Source organism: Spirillospora sp. NPDC049024, assembly GCF_040649235.1.
In the GTDB taxonomy this organism is placed as follows: domain Bacteria; phylum Actinomycetota; class Actinomycetes; order Streptosporangiales; family Streptosporangiaceae; genus Spirillospora.
This window is the reverse complement of the sequence record NZ_JBEZFD010000002.1, coordinates 44,587-59,046: the sequence shown is the minus strand read 5'-3', so window position 1 is coordinate 59,046 and position 14,460 is coordinate 44,587. Positions and strand designations below refer to the sequence as shown.

Below are 14,460 nucleotides of genomic sequence, written 5' to 3'. Positions count from 1 at the left end.
ATCGGCCCGGGGACTTTATTCCCACTGGGCAAATTTTCGCGCTGGGCATCTTTTTGCCCGATAGTCTGGGGCGACCATGGAGACCACCGGCGGGCTGCGCGAGCGCAAGAAGGAGGCGACGCGCCGCGCCCTGCACGAGGCCGCGGTGCGCCTCGCCGTGGAGCACGGCCTCGACGAGGTCACCGTGGAGGCCATCGCCGACGCGGCGGGCGTCTCCCGGCGCACCTTCTCCAACTACTTCGCCGGCAAGGAGGACGCCCTCCTCTACGGCGACGAGCAGCGGATGCGCGCCGTCCTGGAGACCTTCGCGTCCCGGCCGCCGGACGAGTCGTCCTGGACGGCGCTGCGGGCCTCGATGAACGCCCTGTACGCGGAGGCCGGCGAGCTCGACCCCCGCTGGGCCGCGCAGACGCGCCTCGCCCGCAAGCACCCGTCCGTCCTCGGCCGGCAGCTCGCCCACTACGCCGAGTTCGAACGCTCCCTGGCCGACCTGATCGCGTCCCGCGACGGGCTGCCCCCGCTGCGCGCCCGCGTCATGGCCGGCGCGTTCATGACCACGCTGCGCATCGCGGCCCAGACCTGGATCGAGGAGCAGTCCGTCCGCCCCCTCGCCGAGGTCGCGGGCGAGACCCTCACCGAAATGGGCCGCGAGTTCCGTTGAGCCCCGCCCGTCAGGGTCTGGGGATGTTGCGCAGGTTGCTGCGGGCCAGGTCGAGCATCCTGCCGACACCGCCGGTGAGGACGGTCTTGCCGGCCGACAGCGCGAAGCCCTTCACCTGCTGCGGCGTGATGTGCGGCGGGATGGACAGGGCGTTCGGGTCGGTGACGACGTCCACCAGGTAGGGGCCGGGCGCGGCGAGGGCGTGCTCCATCACGGTGCGGACGTCGGACGGGCGCTCCACCCGCGCCGACTCGATGCCGGCCGCCTCGGCGATCGCGGCGTAGTCGACGGGCTCGTGGTCGGTCTCGTAGGACGGCAGGCCGTCCACCATCATCTCCAGCTTCACCATGCCGAGCGACGCGTTGTCGAACAGGATGATCTTCACGGGGACGCGGTGCAGACGCACCGTGAGCAGTTCGCCGAGCAGCATGCCGAGGCCGCCGTCGCCGGAGATGGAGACGACCTGGCGTCCGGGCGCGCCGAACTGGGCGCCGATGGCGTGCGGGAGCGCGTTGGCCATGGAGCCGTGCACGAACGAGCCCATCACGCGCCGCCGCCCGTTGGGAGTGATGTAGCGGGCGGCCCAGACGTTGCACATCCCGGTGTCCACGGTGAAGATCGCGTCGTCGTCGGCGAGGTCGTCCAGGACACCGGCCACGTATTCGGGATGGATCGGGATGTGCCGGTCGATGTCGCGCGTGTAGGCGGAGACGACGTTCTCCAGCGCCCGCGCGTGCCGGTGCAGCATCTCGTCCAGGTAGGTCTGGTCGCGCTTCTGCTCGACCTTGTCCAGGACGAGCCGGATCGTCTCCCCGACGTCCCCGTGGACCGCGAGGTCGAGCGGGGTGCGGCGCCCCGGCTTGGACGGGTCGTCGTCCACCTGGATCGTGTTCTTGCCCGGCAGGAACGGGTCGTAGGGGAAGTCGGTGCCGAGCAGGAGGACGAGGTCGGCCTCCTGCATCGCCTCGTAGCAGGCGCCGTAGCCGAGCAGGCCGCTCATGCCCACGTCGAACGGGTTGTCGTACTGGATCCACTCCTTGCCGCGCAGCGCATGGCCGACCGGGGAGAGCAGCCGGTGCGCCAGCTCGATCACCTCGGCGTGCGCGTCCCGGACGCCCGAGCCGCAGAACAGCATCACCTTCCGCGCCCGGTTCAGCGCGCCGGCGAGCTGCTCCACCTGGTCGGACGGCGGCCGGACGACCCCCTTGCGGACGAGGAAGTCGTGCTCGCCGGTGGGTGCGGCCGTGTCGCGGCCCGCGACGTCCCCGGGCAGCGTCAGCACGGAGACGCCGCCGAGCCCGATCGCGTGCTGGATCGCCGTCCGCAGGATGCGCGGCATCTGCTCCGGGGTGACGATCGGCTCGCAGAAGTGGCTGCAGTCGACGAACAGCCGCTCGGGGTGCGTCTCCTGGAAGTACCCGCTGCCGATCTGCACGCTCGGGATCTGCGACGCCAGCGCGAGCACCGGCGCGCCCGAACGGTGCGCGTCGTAGAGGCCCTGGATGAGGTGGGTGTTGCCGGGGCCGCAGCTGCCCGCGCACACGGCGAGCCGTCCCGTCGTCTGCGCCTCGGCCGCCGCCGCGAAAGCGCCCGCCTCCTCGTTGCGGACGTGCACCCAGTCGATGCCGCGCGTCCGCCGCACGGCGTCCACGACCGGGTTGAGGCTGTCGCCCACCACCCCGTAGATCCGCCGGACACCGGCCTGCCGCAGCACCTCGATGAACTGGTCGGCGACGGTCGCCATGCGCCTCTCCCCCCGCTGAGTCCGCGCTACGTCTCCCCCGCCTTGCAATGCCCGATGGCTCACCGCCGACACCGGACCCGTCCAACACAGCGACGATCCACCACAGGGACGATCCACACGGGACCACGGCTGACACCCGCGCCCCACAGGGGTTAAATAGTCAATCTGTAAACTAGTTCGACGGGACGGCGGCGGATGAGCGCGGATGACGCGGCGGAGCTGGACTTCTGGTCGTTCGTCGAGCTCGCGGGGCGGCGGCTCTCGGAGGAGTTCGGGTTCCGGCACCGGCTGGCGACGCGGCTGCTGCTGACGCTGAACCGCGCCTCGGCGATCGTCACCTACGACCTGGAGTCCACGGTGCACCGGCCGCGCGGCCACTCCTGGTCGGCGTTCCGGCTGCTGTTCGTGACCTGGCTCGCCGGGCCGCTGGAGCCCGGCCGGGCCGCCACGCTGGCCGGGATGAGCAGGGCCGCGGTGTCCAACCTGAGCAAGACGCTCGTCGCGGACGGCATGCTGGCGCGCACCCCGGGCGAGCGGGACGGCCGGTCGGTGATCCTGTCGCTGACCGAGCGGGGCGAGCGCGCCATGCTGGAGATCTTCGCCGGGCAGAACGAGCGCGAGCGGCAGTGGGCGGACGTCCTGACCGAGACCGAGCAGCGGATGCTCATCATGCTGCTGGACAAGCTCATCGCGGGCCGGGGGTCGTTCGACGTCCGCGAGCGGAGCTGATTAGGGCCTTCCCCTCGGAGGGAGAACAGCCTTAGGGTCGACGGAAAGTAGTTAATGCGTTAATCATCGGAGGCGATGGAGCATGGCCCACTACCGCCGGGTCGGCCACGTGCCGCCGAAACGCCACACCCAGCACCGCCACAGCGGCGCGGGGAACGGCGAGGAGCGGCTGTACTTCGAGGAGCTGATGGGCGAGGAGGGCTTCTCCTCCGACTCGTCCCTGCTGTACCACCGGGAGATCCCGTCCGCGATCGTCGACTCGCGGGTCTGGGACGTCCCCGACCAGACCACGACGCCCAACCATCCGCTCCGCCCCCGCCACCTCAAGCTGCACGAGCTGTTCCCCAAGGAGACGTGGTCCGAGACCGACGTCGTCACCGGCCGCCGGGTCATCCTCGGCAACGGCGACGTCCGGCTGTCCTACGTCGTGGCCGCCGCCGACTCGCCGCTGTACCGCAACGCGACCGGCGACGAGATCGTGTACATCGAGTCCGGCACCGCCACCGTCGAGACGATCTTCGGGACGGTGCGGGCGCAGCAGGGCGACTACGTCGTCATCCCGACCTCGACCACGCACCGGTGGCTGCCGACCGGCGACCAGCCGCTGCGCGCGTACGCGATCGAGGCCACCGGCCATGTCGCGCCGCCGAAGCGCTACCTGTCGCGCTACGGGCAGTTCCTGGAGAGCGCCCCGTACTGCGAGCGCGACCTGCACGGCCCCGACGAGCCCCTCCAGGCCGAGGGCGCCGACGTCGACGTCCTCGTCAAGCACCGGACGTCGCGCGGCATCACCGGCACCCGGCTGACCTACGCGCGCCACCCGTTCGACGTCGTCGGCTGGGACGGCTGCCTGTACCCCTTCACGTTCAGCGTGCACGACTTCGAGCCGATCACCGGCCGCGTCCACCAGCCGCCGCCCGTCCACCAGGTGTTCGAGGGCCACAACTTCGTGGTCTGCAACTTCGTGCCGCGCAAGGTGGACTACCACCCGCTGTCGATCCCGGTGCCCTACTACCACTCGAACGTGGACTCCGACGAGATCATGTTCTACTGCGGCGGCGACTACGAGGCCCGCAAGGGCTCCGGCATCGGGCAGGGCTCGGTCTCGGTGCACCCGGGCGGCCTCGCGCACGGCCCGCAGCCCGGCGCGTACGAGCGCAGCATCGGCGTCGAGTTCTTCGACGAGCTGGCCGTCATGGTCGACACCTTCCGCCCGCTCGAACTGGGCGAGGGCGGCCTGGCCTGCGAGGACGGGGCGTACGCCTGGACGTGGGCGGGGCGGCGATGAGCAGCCCGCTCGCGATCCCCTCGTTCGCGGCCGGCCTGTGCGACGACGCGGCCGTCTTCCCGCCGGGGCTGGCGCCGCTCGCCGACGCCGTCCCGGCGCACCGCGACCACCTGGCCGCCCCGTACGCCGGCCTCGTCGGTCCGCTCGTGCTGCCCGCCACCGCGCTCGACGCGCTGTACCCGCTGCTCGACGGCGAACCGCTCGATGTGTCGATCACCGCGCCGAGCGGCCCGTGCGAGGCCGCCAAGGCGGTGGGCGTCGCCGCCGACCTGGCCGTCGACCTGCGCGGGCTGGAGGTCGCCGTCCCGCCCGGCATGGGCCCGGAGGAGTTCTTCCGCGTGCTCGGCCGCCCGGACGTGCCCGTGTACGTCGAGATCCCCCGCGACGAGCGGCGCCCCGCGTTCATCGAGGCCGTCGCCGCGCGCGGCGACCGCGCGAAGTTCCGCACCGGCGGTGTGAAGGCCCACCTGTACCCGAGCCCGGACGAGCTGGCCGCCGCGGTCACCGCGGTCGTGGACGCGGGCGTCCCGTTCAAGGCGACGGCGGGGCTGCACCATCCCGTCCGCAACACCGACCCGGAGACCGGGTTCCACCAGCACGGCTTCCTGAACCTGCTGCTCGCGACCGACGCCGCCCTGGACGGCCGCCCGGCCGCGGACCTCGCCGCCATCCTGGCCGACCGCGATGCCCCGGCGGTCGCCGCCCGCGTGGCCGGGCTCGGCGCGGCGCGCACGGCGGCGGTCCGCGCCCGCTTCCTGTCCTTCGGGACGTGCAGCATCACCGACCCCCTGACCGAACTCGCGGACCTCGGGCTGCTCGGGTCCGCACTCCTGGAGACCACCCGATGACCCGCATCGCGATCCCCGAGGACTCCCCCTTCGGGCTCGCCAACCTCCCGTACGGCGTGTTCTCGACCCCGGGCACGGCGCCCCGCGTGGGCGTCCGCGTGGCCGACTCAGTCGTGGACCTCGCCGCCGGCCTCGGCGACGACGTCTTCGCCGCGCCGTCGCTGAACCCGTTCATGGCCCAGGGCCACGCGCGCTGGGTCGAGGTCCGCGAGCGGGTCCTCGACCTGGTGTCGGAGGACGTCCCGGACGAGGCCGTCCACCCCCTCGACGCGGTGACGCTCCACATGCCGTTCGAGGTCGCCGACTACGTGGACTTCTACGCCTCCGAGCACCACGCGTCCAACCTCGGCCGGCTGTTCCGCCCCGACTCCGAGCCGCTCATGCCGAACTGGAAGCACCTGCCGGTCGGGTACCACGGCCGCGCCGGGACGGTCGTCCCGTCCGGGACGGACATCGTGCGGCCGAGCGGGCAGCGCAAGGGCGAGTCAGCGCCCACCTTCGGGGAGAGCCGCCGCCTGGACATCGAGGCCGAGGTCGGCTTCGTGGTCGGCACCGGCTCGGCGCTGGGCGAGCCGGTGAGCGCGGACGACTTCGACGAGCGCGTGTTCGGCGTCGTCCTGGTCAACGACTGGTCGGCCCGCGACATCCAGGCGTGGGAGTACGTCCCGCTCGGCCCGTTCCTGGGGAAGAGCTTCGCGACCTCGGTGTCCCACTGGGTCGTCCCGCTCCTCGCCCTGGAGGCGGCCCGCGTCGCCACGCCGCCGCAGGACCCGGAGCCGCTCCCCTACCTGCGCGAGAAGAACCCGTGGGGCCTGGACCTCGACCTCGCCGTCTCCTGGAACGGGCAGGTCGTCTCCCGTCCGCCCTACCGGGAGATGTACTGGTCGCCCGCCCAGATGCTCGCGCACATGACGGTGAACGGCGCCTCGTCCCGCACCGGCGACCTGTTCGCCTCCGGGACGGTCTCGGGCCCGGCCAAGGACCAGCGCGGCGCCTTCATCGAGCTCACCTGGGGCGGCAAGGAGCCCGTGACGGTCAACGGCGAGCCGCGCACCTTCCTGGAGGACGGCGACGAGGTCTCGATCACGGCCACGGCCCCCGGCCCCTCCGGCACCCGCATCGGCTTCGGAGACGTGACGGGCCGCATCCTCCCCGCCCGCTGACCCGCCCCGGCGGCCTGCCCGCCGCCCGCCCCCGCACGGGGCGGGCGGCGAGGGCCGCCGTGAACCGGGCCGCGTCCCCGTGCGTCCGATCGACGGACCGGTTACCGGAAGGACGCGCATGACCGCCCTCATCGTCTTCGTTCTTCTCACGGCGGTCGCGCTGTTCGTCCTCGGATGCATGGACCAGCGGACCCTCTACTGGAAGAACCGCGCCTGGCAGTACCGGAACCCGGAGGCCAACGAGCCGTCCGGCGCCGCGTTCGCGGCGGCCCGCGCCGGATCGTTCGCGGGCACCGTCGCGCTGCTCATCACCGCGAGCGTCCTGTACGGCGCCGACAACGCGCGGACCTACTCCACCGCGCAGGTCGACTCGGTCGCCTCCGCCGCCGCCTCCCGGCTGGACGACGGCCCGTCGCCGGGGCTCGGCTCGTCGGTCGGCACCACGTCCGACGTCTACGACGCCGTCAACGACGCCGGGCGCGGCAACGTGCACATCCGTTCGGCGGGCGGCGACAAGTACGAGCTGACGAACCGCAAGGGCAAGAACCCCGTGTGCCTCACCGTCACGGTCGACAACGCACTGGACCTGGGCGGGGGCGAACCCTGGAGCCACTCGGTCTCCACGTCCGTCCACGACGGCCCCTGCTGACTCACGGCCCGCGAAAACACGGTCCCTGAAAGCACGGTCCCTGAAAGCACGCCCTGAAACACGGCCACCGCCCGCGGAGCACCATTCCGCGGGCGGTGACGTGATTCTGGAGAAATGGTCCGTGAATGCCGGGCAAACGGACCCGCCAAGACACGCCAATGTGTTGTCAGCGTACCCGGCCGGTTACCGAAGGCATGGGCGGACGGTTTGGAGGCACTCGGCGGTCAGGCGCTCGCGCGCTGGCCGAAGAGCGCCTTGACGAACCTGAAGAGCATGAGCACCGGCAGGACGAACGCGTAGAAGAACATGAAGTACCCGCCGCCGTCGAAGATGAACCCCAGGTACACGGAGTAGCCGAGGAACCCCAGGCCGAACGCGAGGTTGAGCAGCCTTTCGCCGACGGTCTGGCCGCCTCCGATGGCCGCCATCGCGAGCATGGCGATGCCGGACACCAGCAGGAACACCACGTACCAGGAGAACGCGGCGTCGGCCCCGAAGTCGATATTCATGACATCCCTCTGAATGTGCGTGACAAAGTCGGATGATCATAGCGGGGCGCCACCGGGGCGATGCATCTTTATTTCTGGCCTGGATAGGCCACCGCCGGTCCCGAGGGCGACTCCCTCGGCATTTCACGGACAGTTCCTGAACGGATGCGGGATCAGTCTCCGCAAACGCGGCGTAAGGACCTGCCGGCGTGACTACACGGGAAGGTCGGCGAGGAAGGCGAGGATCGCCTTGTTGACCTTGTCGGGCGCTTCCATCTGCACGAAGTGGCCTGCGCCTTCGATGATGTGGACGTCCCGGAGGCCCGGAACGTGCGCCTCCATCTGCTTCAGCGCGTCGGATCCCATCATCTGGAGGACGGGGTCGCGCTCGCCCGTGAGGAACATCGTGGGGACGGTGACGGGCTCGTCCGGACGGCTCTGCTTCTCGTTCCAGACGTGGTCGTAGGCCCGGTACCAGTTGAGGCCGCCCGTGAAGCCCGTCCGGCGGAACTCGGCGGCGTAGTAGGCGAACTCGTCCTGCGACAGCCACGGCCACGGCAGCGGTGGGGCCTCGGGGAGCACATCGAGGTACCCGTTGCCTTCGCTCGGGTGCTGCCAGATGTCAAGGTACCTGTAGCCGCCGCTGAGCGCCCAGAAGACGTTCGCCAGGAAGCGCTCCGGCTCGGCCCCCAGTTCCTCGTCCGCAGGCCCCTCCTCCTGGAAGTAGTGCACATGGACGAAGTGCCGTTCGGCCATCCGCGCGTAGAGCTCAGTGGGCGGGCGCGTCGAGACGGGCATGCGCGGGACGCTGAGCTGGATCAGCGCCTTGACCCGTCCCGGGGCCCACTGGGGCAGGTCCCAGACGAGGGCGGCTCCGAAGTCGTGGCCCGCGAAGACGGCCTCGCCGATGTCCAGGGCGTCCAGGACCCCGACGAGGTCGGCGACGGTGTGCCGCCGGTCGTAGTCCCGCGGCGAGGGCGGGCGGCCGCTGCGCCCGTATCCGCGCATGTCGAGGGCGATGGCGCGGTAGCCCGCCGCGGCCAGCGCCGGGAGCTGCCGCCGCCAGCTGTACCAGAGGCCCGGGAAGCCGTGGCACATCACCACCGGGACGCCGGCGCCCTGCTCGACCACGTGAAGGGGCACGTCGCCCGCGTCCAGCATGTGGTGGCGCACGTCCATGCCACCGCCCATACCACCGCCGTCCTCGCCGAGGCTCATACCGGCACCTCCCTCCGGTACGACGATCATGAGGCGTCCCGCACGGCGGGGCGGCCCGGTCTCCCGTTCAGCGGGACACCGGTTGGACGGGCCGTCCGCCCACCCGCGAAGGTCGAGCCACCATGACGCAGCCACCGAGCCCCGACCTCGCCGCGCGCGTCGCCCGGCTGGAGGCCATCGAGGAGATCAAGGCCCTCAAGCACCGCTACCTGCGGGCCTGCGACGCCAAGGACCCGGAGGGCTTCCGCGCCTGCTTCGTCGCCTCGGGCGCCTCCCTCGACTACGGGCGGCTCGGCGCGTTCGACGACGCGGACGGCATGGTCAGGGTCTTCGAGTCGATCGCGCTGCGGAAGGTCGACGGCGGGAACGCGATCCTCGACATGCACCACGCGATGCACCCGGACATCACCGTGCACGACGAGACGCACGCGTCGGGACGCTGGACGCTCAAGTTCCGCCAGGTGAACCTGGAGAACGGCACCGAGTCGGTGAGCACCGGCGAGTACGACGACGAGTACGTGGTCGAGGACGGCCGCTGGAAGATCGCGAAAAGCCACTTCCACCGCCAGTGGGGGATCACCCGCCCGCTCGACGCCGGCTGCCGCGTCGACCAGTGAGCGGGCGGGCGCGCCCCGGCCGGGTTCTCAGACCGCGTGGACGGGCGGGGGCGGGGTCCAGCGCGCCTTGCCCGCGGGCAGCCCGAAGTCGGACCTGAGCTCCTCGGGGATGGCGTAGTGCATGACGCGGCCCCGCGTCAGTGAGGACAGCTCCAGCAGGCTGACCAGGTGGCCGAGCCGGTCGGAGATCTGCTCCGCCCAGGGGCCGCGGTCCTCGAACCACTCCAGGGCCCCCAGCAGCGCGGGCGCGAGCCCGATGACCTGGTCGAACCGCGTGCGGGGGACCTCCAGCCAGTCGGCCGCGGTGTCGCCGACGAGGTAGCGGATGAGGGCGGGCACGACCGGGTCCAGCAGCGTCCCGGGGACGACCTGCTCGTACATCTCGATCAGCTGCCGGGTCAGATGCGCCCCCTCGGGCGAGGGGCCCATGTGGCGCAGCATGTACCGGTCGGAGAACTCCCTCGCCGCCTCCAGGTCCGGAGGGATGGTGTCGGGCTCGATGCCCAGGATGACGCCGACGACGCGCCAGGCGTAGTAGTAGGCCTCCGCGCCTTCGGCGGTGATGTGGATGCCCATGCGGTGCAGTGCGTCCAGCACCTGGATGCTGAACATCATCAGCGCGCCGAGCATGTCCTCCTGGCAGATCGGGACGGGCTCGGGCCAGCGCCCCTCCTGCTTGAGGTGGCGGCGGATGGAGGCGTGCAGCAGCCGGACCTTCTGCGCCGCCGGGAGGAACCGGCCGCCCGCCTGGAAGGCGTCGGGCCGCATGAGGTAGACGGTGAACTGCCCGGTCTCGGCCATGCGGCGCGAGGGGTAGGCCAGCGAGTGGGTCGCCGACAGCAGCCTGGCCCCGTTCGGGATGACGTAGCAGGCGGGCATCGCCGCGAACGACAGGGCGGTGGAGATGTGGACGTCGTTGTCGACGAAGAACTGCCGGGCCTGCTCCATGACCGCCCAGTCGACCCAGTCCGGCGGGGTGGAGGTCGCCTCCAGGTAGGTGCGCGCCGCGTCGGGAAGGCCGTCCGGCAGCTCCTGGCCGGAGGTGGTGAACCAGCGCATGAGGGTGTTGAACCTGCCCACGTCGCCGGCGCTGAACAGGGCCTCCACGGTCGCGTCGGCGAGCGGGTCGCCGACCAGCCGCAGGGCGTCCATGTACTCGTCGGTGTATTCGGCCGTGCGGTCGGCCGTGCGGTGGGCGCTGCGGTCAGTCATCGGCGGTCACCTCGCAGATCAGTCGGGTCAGGGCGTCGGCGGCCTCCGGGGGCGGCCGGGTGCCGGAAAGGGCCGCTCGCGCGGCGTCCGCGCGTTCGTCGATCATCTGCCGGACGCGGTGCGGCGCCTTGCAGCGCAGCATGATCTCCCGGATCTCGGCCGCGCCGTCCGGGGTGAGCGGCCCTTCCTGCAGGTCACGCAGGCGCCGGCGATCGAGCTCGCAGGCCTCGGCCAGGGTCAGTGCCAGCAGGGCGGTGGGCTTGCGGCCGGCCAGGTCGTCCAGGAGCGATTTGCCGGTCCGGGCCGGGTCGCCGAACACGCCCCGCAGGTCGTCGCGCAGCTGGAACGCCTCTCCGAGCGGACGGGCGTAGGCGGCCAGCGCGTCCAGCGTCGCCGCGGTCGCGCCGCCCAGCATCGCGCCGATCTGCAGGGGCCGCTCGACGGTGTAGGAGCCGGTCTTGAACCGCACGATCGTCAGCGACCGGCCCACGTCGGGCTCGGCCCCGGTCCGCAGGAGCTCCAGGCACTCGCCCGCCACCAGTTCCCGGCCCATCGCCGTCCAGAGCGGCAGGACCCGTCCCAGGAAGGTCCGGGGCAGGCCCGAGGCGTGGAACATCTGCCCGGCCCACACCACCAGCAGGTCGCCGACCATGATGGCGAGGGCCTCGCCGAGCCGCTCCTGGGCGCTCGGCCCGCCGCGCCGCAGCGGGCTGCGGTCGATGACGTCGTCGTGGACGATCGCGGCGGCGTGCACCAGTTCCAGCGCCGCCGCCGCGCGGACGACCGCGTCGGTGTCAGGCCGGCCCGCGGCGCGCCAGCCCCAGTAGCAGAACGCCGGGCGGACGCGCTTGCCCCCGGTCACCGAGAGCCGCAACTGGTCGGCGACCGGCGACAGTTCGGGGTCCAGGGCCAGTAACTCGGAGATCTCGCCATCGACGAACTCCTCCAGCGCCCGGTCGACCCGGGCCCGAAGGTCAGCCATCCCCGGCCCGCTCGGCAGCGTCTCCGGTCCGCGCGGCGACCCGGCGGGCCAGGATCTCCATGTGCGCCTGCGGGGCGGCGCCGCCGCGCCGCAACGCCAGTTCGCCGCGCGCCCGGAGCTCCTGGCGGACCTCGCCGAGACCGGGCAGCCACTTGGTCAGGTCCCGCATCCCCGTCAGGACCACGTCCGCGACCCCTGCCGCGAGGCAGAGGACCTCGTCCCGCGATCCGGCTCTTCCGGCATCCCGCTCCATCGTCACCTTCCGCTCTCTCGATGTCACAGTAAGTGATAGCAGGAGAGGGGCCGACATCCTCTGAAACGGGTCGCTAGAACCACCTCACGGCCGCTCAACGCGAAACTCACCGTTGATGGTGTTGCCTGACGCCGCTTCCGTACGGCAGACCATCGGCGGCACGGATAGAGTCGCAGCTGATGAGCAGCATGGACCCTCTGAGCAGCATGGAACCGATCTTCCGGACGGCCTCGGCGGAGGACGTCCCGGCACTCGTGGCGCTCGTGGAGAGCGCCTACCGCGGCGAGTCCAGCCGCGCAGGTTGGACCACCGAGGCCGACATCCTCGACGGCCGGCGCACCGACCCGGACGCCGTCGCGGCCGTGGTGGACGACCCCACCTCGGTGATGCTGGTGGCCGAGGTGGACGGCGCCCTCACCGCCTGCTGCCAGCTGGAGGACCGCGGCGGGCACGCCTACTTCGGCATGTTCGCCGTCAGCCCCTCCCAGCAGGGCGGCGGACTCGGCCGCCGGGTCCTCACCGAGGCCGAGCGGCTGGCGCGCGAGCGGTGGGGCGCGGCCGAGATGCACATGACGGTGATCAGCGTGCGCGAGGACCTGATCGCCTGGTACGTCAGGCGCGGCTACGTCCGGACCGGCAAGACGAGCCCGTTCCCGTACGGCGACGAGCGCTTCGGCCTCCCCAAGCGCGACGACCTGGAGTTCGAACTCCTGGTGAAGAAGCTCCGCTGACACCTGGCGGCGGGACCGCGTCCCGCCGCTAGGTGGCTTCCAGGGCAAGGTGTTCGAGCCGGTCCGCCGCGTGCGCCAGGCCCGGCGCGGCTTGGACCCGCTCGGCCAGCGCGGTCGCGGCCGCACGGTAGGACGGATCCTCGATGACCGTGCGGACGGCCGCGGCGATCTCCTCGGAACCTGCGGCCTCCCCGTCCAGCGCGATCCCGGCACCCGACTCGGCCGTGCGCCGGGCCAGGACGGGCTGGTCGGCGGCCGGGTTCGGGAGCGCGACGATCGGCACTCCGTGGGCGAGCGCGGCGGCGACGGTCCCGTGGCCCGCGTGCGTCACGACCGCGGCCGCGTGCGGCAGCACCTCGGCGTGCGGGACCCATGGCAGGACGACCGCGTCGCGCGGCACCCGCAGCCCGGCGGCGTCCGTCAGCGCGGTGGTGGCGAGGACGCGGTGCCGCCCGCCGGCGAGGGCGTCGAGGGTGCGCTGGAGGCGCGTGGTCTGGTCCCATGCCAGGCCGGTGGAGAATCCGACCACCACCAGCGGGCGAGTGTCGTCCGCGTCCCACGGGAGGCTCAGTCCCGAGGGCGGCTGGGCGTCGAACACCGGACCGATGTAGTCGAACGATGACGGCGCCTGGTCGGCGAGGGGGTCCAGCTCCCGGATGCTCGTGCACAGCGGGAGGAACGGCGTCCAGGCGTCCCACAGCCGGTCGAGGGCCGGGCGCCCTGCCCGGCCGCGCACGGCGTTGACCGCCGGAAGCAGCATCCGCTCCATCGGCCCGCCCGGCGGGCACAGCGCACCCGGCGCGCTGTGCACCAGGACGGCCGCGGGTGTGGAGGACGCCTCCAACCCCGCGAGCGCGCCGAACATCAGGCAGTCGGCGACCACGCCGTCATAGGCGCACGAGGCCAGGAGTTCTGGGATGTCCGCCAGGTGCGCGGAACAGGCCCACACGGCGTCGACCAGCGCGGGCAGCCAGCCCTCCGGCGGCGGCGCGGCGGGATGGCCGGCGTCGGCGCGGGGCAGGGCGCGGAAGGCGAGCCCGGCCTTCTCGAAGCGGGCCCGCTGCCCGCCGTAGCCCGCGACCGTGACGCGGTGTCCCCGCTGCTCCAGGTGGCGTGCGAGGCCGCTCATCGGCCCCTGGTTCCCTGCCCCGTCCCACGTGAGCAGCAGCCAGCCCGCCATCGTCACACCCCTTCCAGGAGGGACTCGATCATGAAGGTCATCGTCGCCTCGGCCTCGGACCGCGACCGCCCCATGTCCCGGCGCAGCAGCTTCCACGTGTAGACGTCGCAGGCGCAGACGAGCGCGTCGACGGCGGTGGCCCGCCGCTCGTCCGGCACCGAGTCCAGCCGTGGGCCGAGCTGGCTCTCGACATGCCGCCGGTGCCGGGTCCGGCCGATCCGGACGATGGGCGCCACCGCCGGGTCGGCCTCGTCCGCCAGGTTCCGCACCACCGCGTCCCCGTACTTCTCGTAGTGGTCGAACCATGCCGAGACCGAGCCGGGGACGTCCCCCGGCTCGGGCTGCCGCAGCTCGGCGCCCATGCCCTCCAGGAGCCTCTCCAGAGCCAGCTCGATGAGCCGGGCCCGGCTGCCGTGCGCCCTCAGCACCGTCGGGACGCTGACGCCCGCCTCGGCGGCCACGTCCTCCAGCCGGATGTCCGAGCGCAGCCGGGAGCCGAGCAGTCGCACCGCCGCGTCCAGCACCCGCTGCCGCGTCTCCTCCGCCGACCGCGCCCGGGCCCGCATGGTGTAGGACCTTTTCATGATAATCGAGACTAACACGAAAGTGGCGAGGGCCCTGGGCGCCGCGGCCTGCCGCGCGGGCGACGGGGAGCCGCCTTCCTCCTGAATTGAGGGTTGGTCGTTCATGTATAGGG

The 14,460-nt window shown here is 72.1% G+C and carries 16 protein-coding genes; 8 read left to right on the top strand and 8 right to left on the bottom strand.

Translation table 11 applies throughout. From position 1 onward, the window contains the following. Positions 1 to 76 precede the first annotated feature (76 nt). A complete protein-coding gene (locus tag AB0C21_RS03085) occupies positions 77 to 661 on the top strand; it encodes a TetR/AcrR family transcriptional regulator (RefSeq protein ID WP_500202395.1) in 585 nt (194 codons plus the stop codon). Positions 662 to 671: 10 nt separating this feature from the next. Here the strand turns inward: AB0C21_RS03085 and AB0C21_RS03080 are convergent, their stop codons facing one another. Further along, a complete protein-coding gene (locus tag AB0C21_RS03080; protein ID WP_500202394.1) occupies positions 672 to 2,405 on the bottom strand; it encodes a pyruvate dehydrogenase in 1,734 nt (577 codons plus the stop codon). A gap of 195 nt (positions 2,406 to 2,600) precedes the next feature. On the opposite strand from AB0C21_RS03080, the gene AB0C21_RS03075 reads away from it, so the two are divergent. The 5 genes from AB0C21_RS03075 (at position 2,601) to AB0C21_RS03055 (ending at position 7,082) form a co-directional block, all read left to right on the top strand. Next, positions 2,601 to 3,134: a MarR family winged helix-turn-helix transcriptional regulator gene (locus AB0C21_RS03075; RefSeq protein WP_149260337.1), complete on the top strand. Its 534-nt coding sequence runs from the start codon at positions 2,601 to 2,603 to the stop codon at positions 3,132 to 3,134. A gap of 82 nt (positions 3,135 to 3,216) precedes the next feature. Continuing rightward, on the top strand, positions 3,217 to 4,422 hold the full coding sequence (locus AB0C21_RS03070) for a homogentisate 1,2-dioxygenase (RefSeq protein WP_500202393.1): 1,206 nt from the start codon (positions 3,217 to 3,219) through the stop codon (positions 4,420 to 4,422). Beyond that, positions 4,419 to 5,270 (top strand): hypothetical protein, encoded by an 852-nt coding sequence (locus AB0C21_RS03065; protein WP_500202392.1) that lies wholly within the window; start codon positions 4,419 to 4,421, stop codon positions 5,268 to 5,270. The genes AB0C21_RS03070 and AB0C21_RS03065 overlap by 4 nt, the downstream gene beginning before the upstream one ends. Beyond that, positions 5,267 to 6,433 carry a fumarylacetoacetase gene (gene fahA / locus AB0C21_RS03060; RefSeq protein ID WP_500202391.1) on the top strand — a complete coding sequence of 389 codons (1,167 nt, stop codon included), beginning with the start codon at positions 5,267 to 5,269 and terminating at the stop codon, positions 6,431 to 6,433. The genes AB0C21_RS03065 and fahA overlap by 4 nt, the downstream gene beginning before the upstream one ends. Before the next feature lie 118 nt (positions 6,434 to 6,551). Further along, on the top strand, positions 6,552 to 7,082 hold the full coding sequence (locus AB0C21_RS03055) for a hypothetical protein (protein ID WP_500202390.1): 531 nt from the start codon (positions 6,552 to 6,554) through the stop codon (positions 7,080 to 7,082). 224 nt (positions 7,083 to 7,306) lie between these two features. On the opposite strand, the gene AB0C21_RS03050 is transcribed toward AB0C21_RS03055, so the two are convergent. After that, positions 7,307 to 7,591: a hypothetical protein gene (locus AB0C21_RS03050; protein ID WP_500202389.1), complete on the bottom strand. Its 285-nt coding sequence runs from the start codon at positions 7,589 to 7,591 to the stop codon at positions 7,307 to 7,309. A gap of 192 nt (positions 7,592 to 7,783) precedes the next feature. Further along, a complete protein-coding gene (locus AB0C21_RS03045) occupies positions 7,784 to 8,788 on the bottom strand; it encodes an alpha/beta fold hydrolase (RefSeq protein WP_500202388.1) in 1,005 nt (334 codons plus the stop codon). A gap of 122 nt (positions 8,789 to 8,910) precedes the next feature. On the opposite strand from AB0C21_RS03045, the gene AB0C21_RS03040 reads away from it, so the two are divergent. Continuing rightward, on the top strand, positions 8,911 to 9,405 hold the full coding sequence (locus AB0C21_RS03040) for a nuclear transport factor 2 family protein (protein ID WP_500202387.1): 495 nt from the start codon (positions 8,911 to 8,913) through the stop codon (positions 9,403 to 9,405). Positions 9,406 to 9,432: 27 nt separating this feature from the next. Here AB0C21_RS03040 and AB0C21_RS03035 read toward each other — a convergent pair whose 3' ends face one another. From AB0C21_RS03035 to AB0C21_RS03025, 3 genes are read right to left on the bottom strand one after another with little or no spacing between them, the layout of a single operon-like run. Next, positions 9,433 to 10,617 carry an oxygenase MpaB family protein gene (locus AB0C21_RS03035; RefSeq protein WP_500202386.1) on the bottom strand — a complete coding sequence of 395 codons (1,185 nt, stop codon included), beginning with the start codon at positions 10,615 to 10,617 and terminating at the stop codon, positions 9,433 to 9,435. Next, positions 10,610 to 11,599, bottom strand: a complete 990-nt coding sequence (locus AB0C21_RS03030; protein ID WP_500202385.1) for a polyprenyl synthetase family protein — start codon at positions 11,597 to 11,599, stop codon at positions 10,610 to 10,612. Before AB0C21_RS03030 ends, AB0C21_RS03035 begins: the two co-directional genes overlap by 8 nt. After that, a complete protein-coding gene (locus tag AB0C21_RS03025; protein ID WP_500202384.1) occupies positions 11,592 to 11,852 on the bottom strand; it encodes a hypothetical protein in 261 nt (86 codons plus the stop codon). The genes AB0C21_RS03030 and AB0C21_RS03025 overlap by 8 nt, the downstream gene beginning before the upstream one ends. A 179-nt stretch (positions 11,853 to 12,031) precedes the next feature. On the opposite strand from AB0C21_RS03025, the gene AB0C21_RS03020 reads away from it, so the two are divergent. Continuing rightward, entirely contained in the window at positions 12,032 to 12,583 is a 552-nt protein-coding gene (locus tag AB0C21_RS03020) for a GNAT family N-acetyltransferase (RefSeq protein WP_500202383.1), read from the top strand. 28 nt (positions 12,584 to 12,611) lie between these two features. Here AB0C21_RS03020 and AB0C21_RS03015 read toward each other — a convergent pair whose 3' ends face one another. Continuing rightward, on the bottom strand, positions 12,612 to 13,763 hold the full coding sequence (locus tag AB0C21_RS03015) for a glycosyltransferase (RefSeq protein WP_500202382.1): 1,152 nt from the start codon (positions 13,761 to 13,763) through the stop codon (positions 12,612 to 12,614). A gap of 2 nt (positions 13,764 to 13,765) precedes the next feature. Beyond that, complete coding sequence (locus tag AB0C21_RS03010) at positions 13,766 to 14,347, bottom strand: TetR/AcrR family transcriptional regulator (RefSeq protein WP_500202381.1); 582 nt, start codon at positions 14,345 to 14,347, stop codon at positions 13,766 to 13,768. Positions 14,348 to 14,460: the final 113 nt, after the last annotated feature.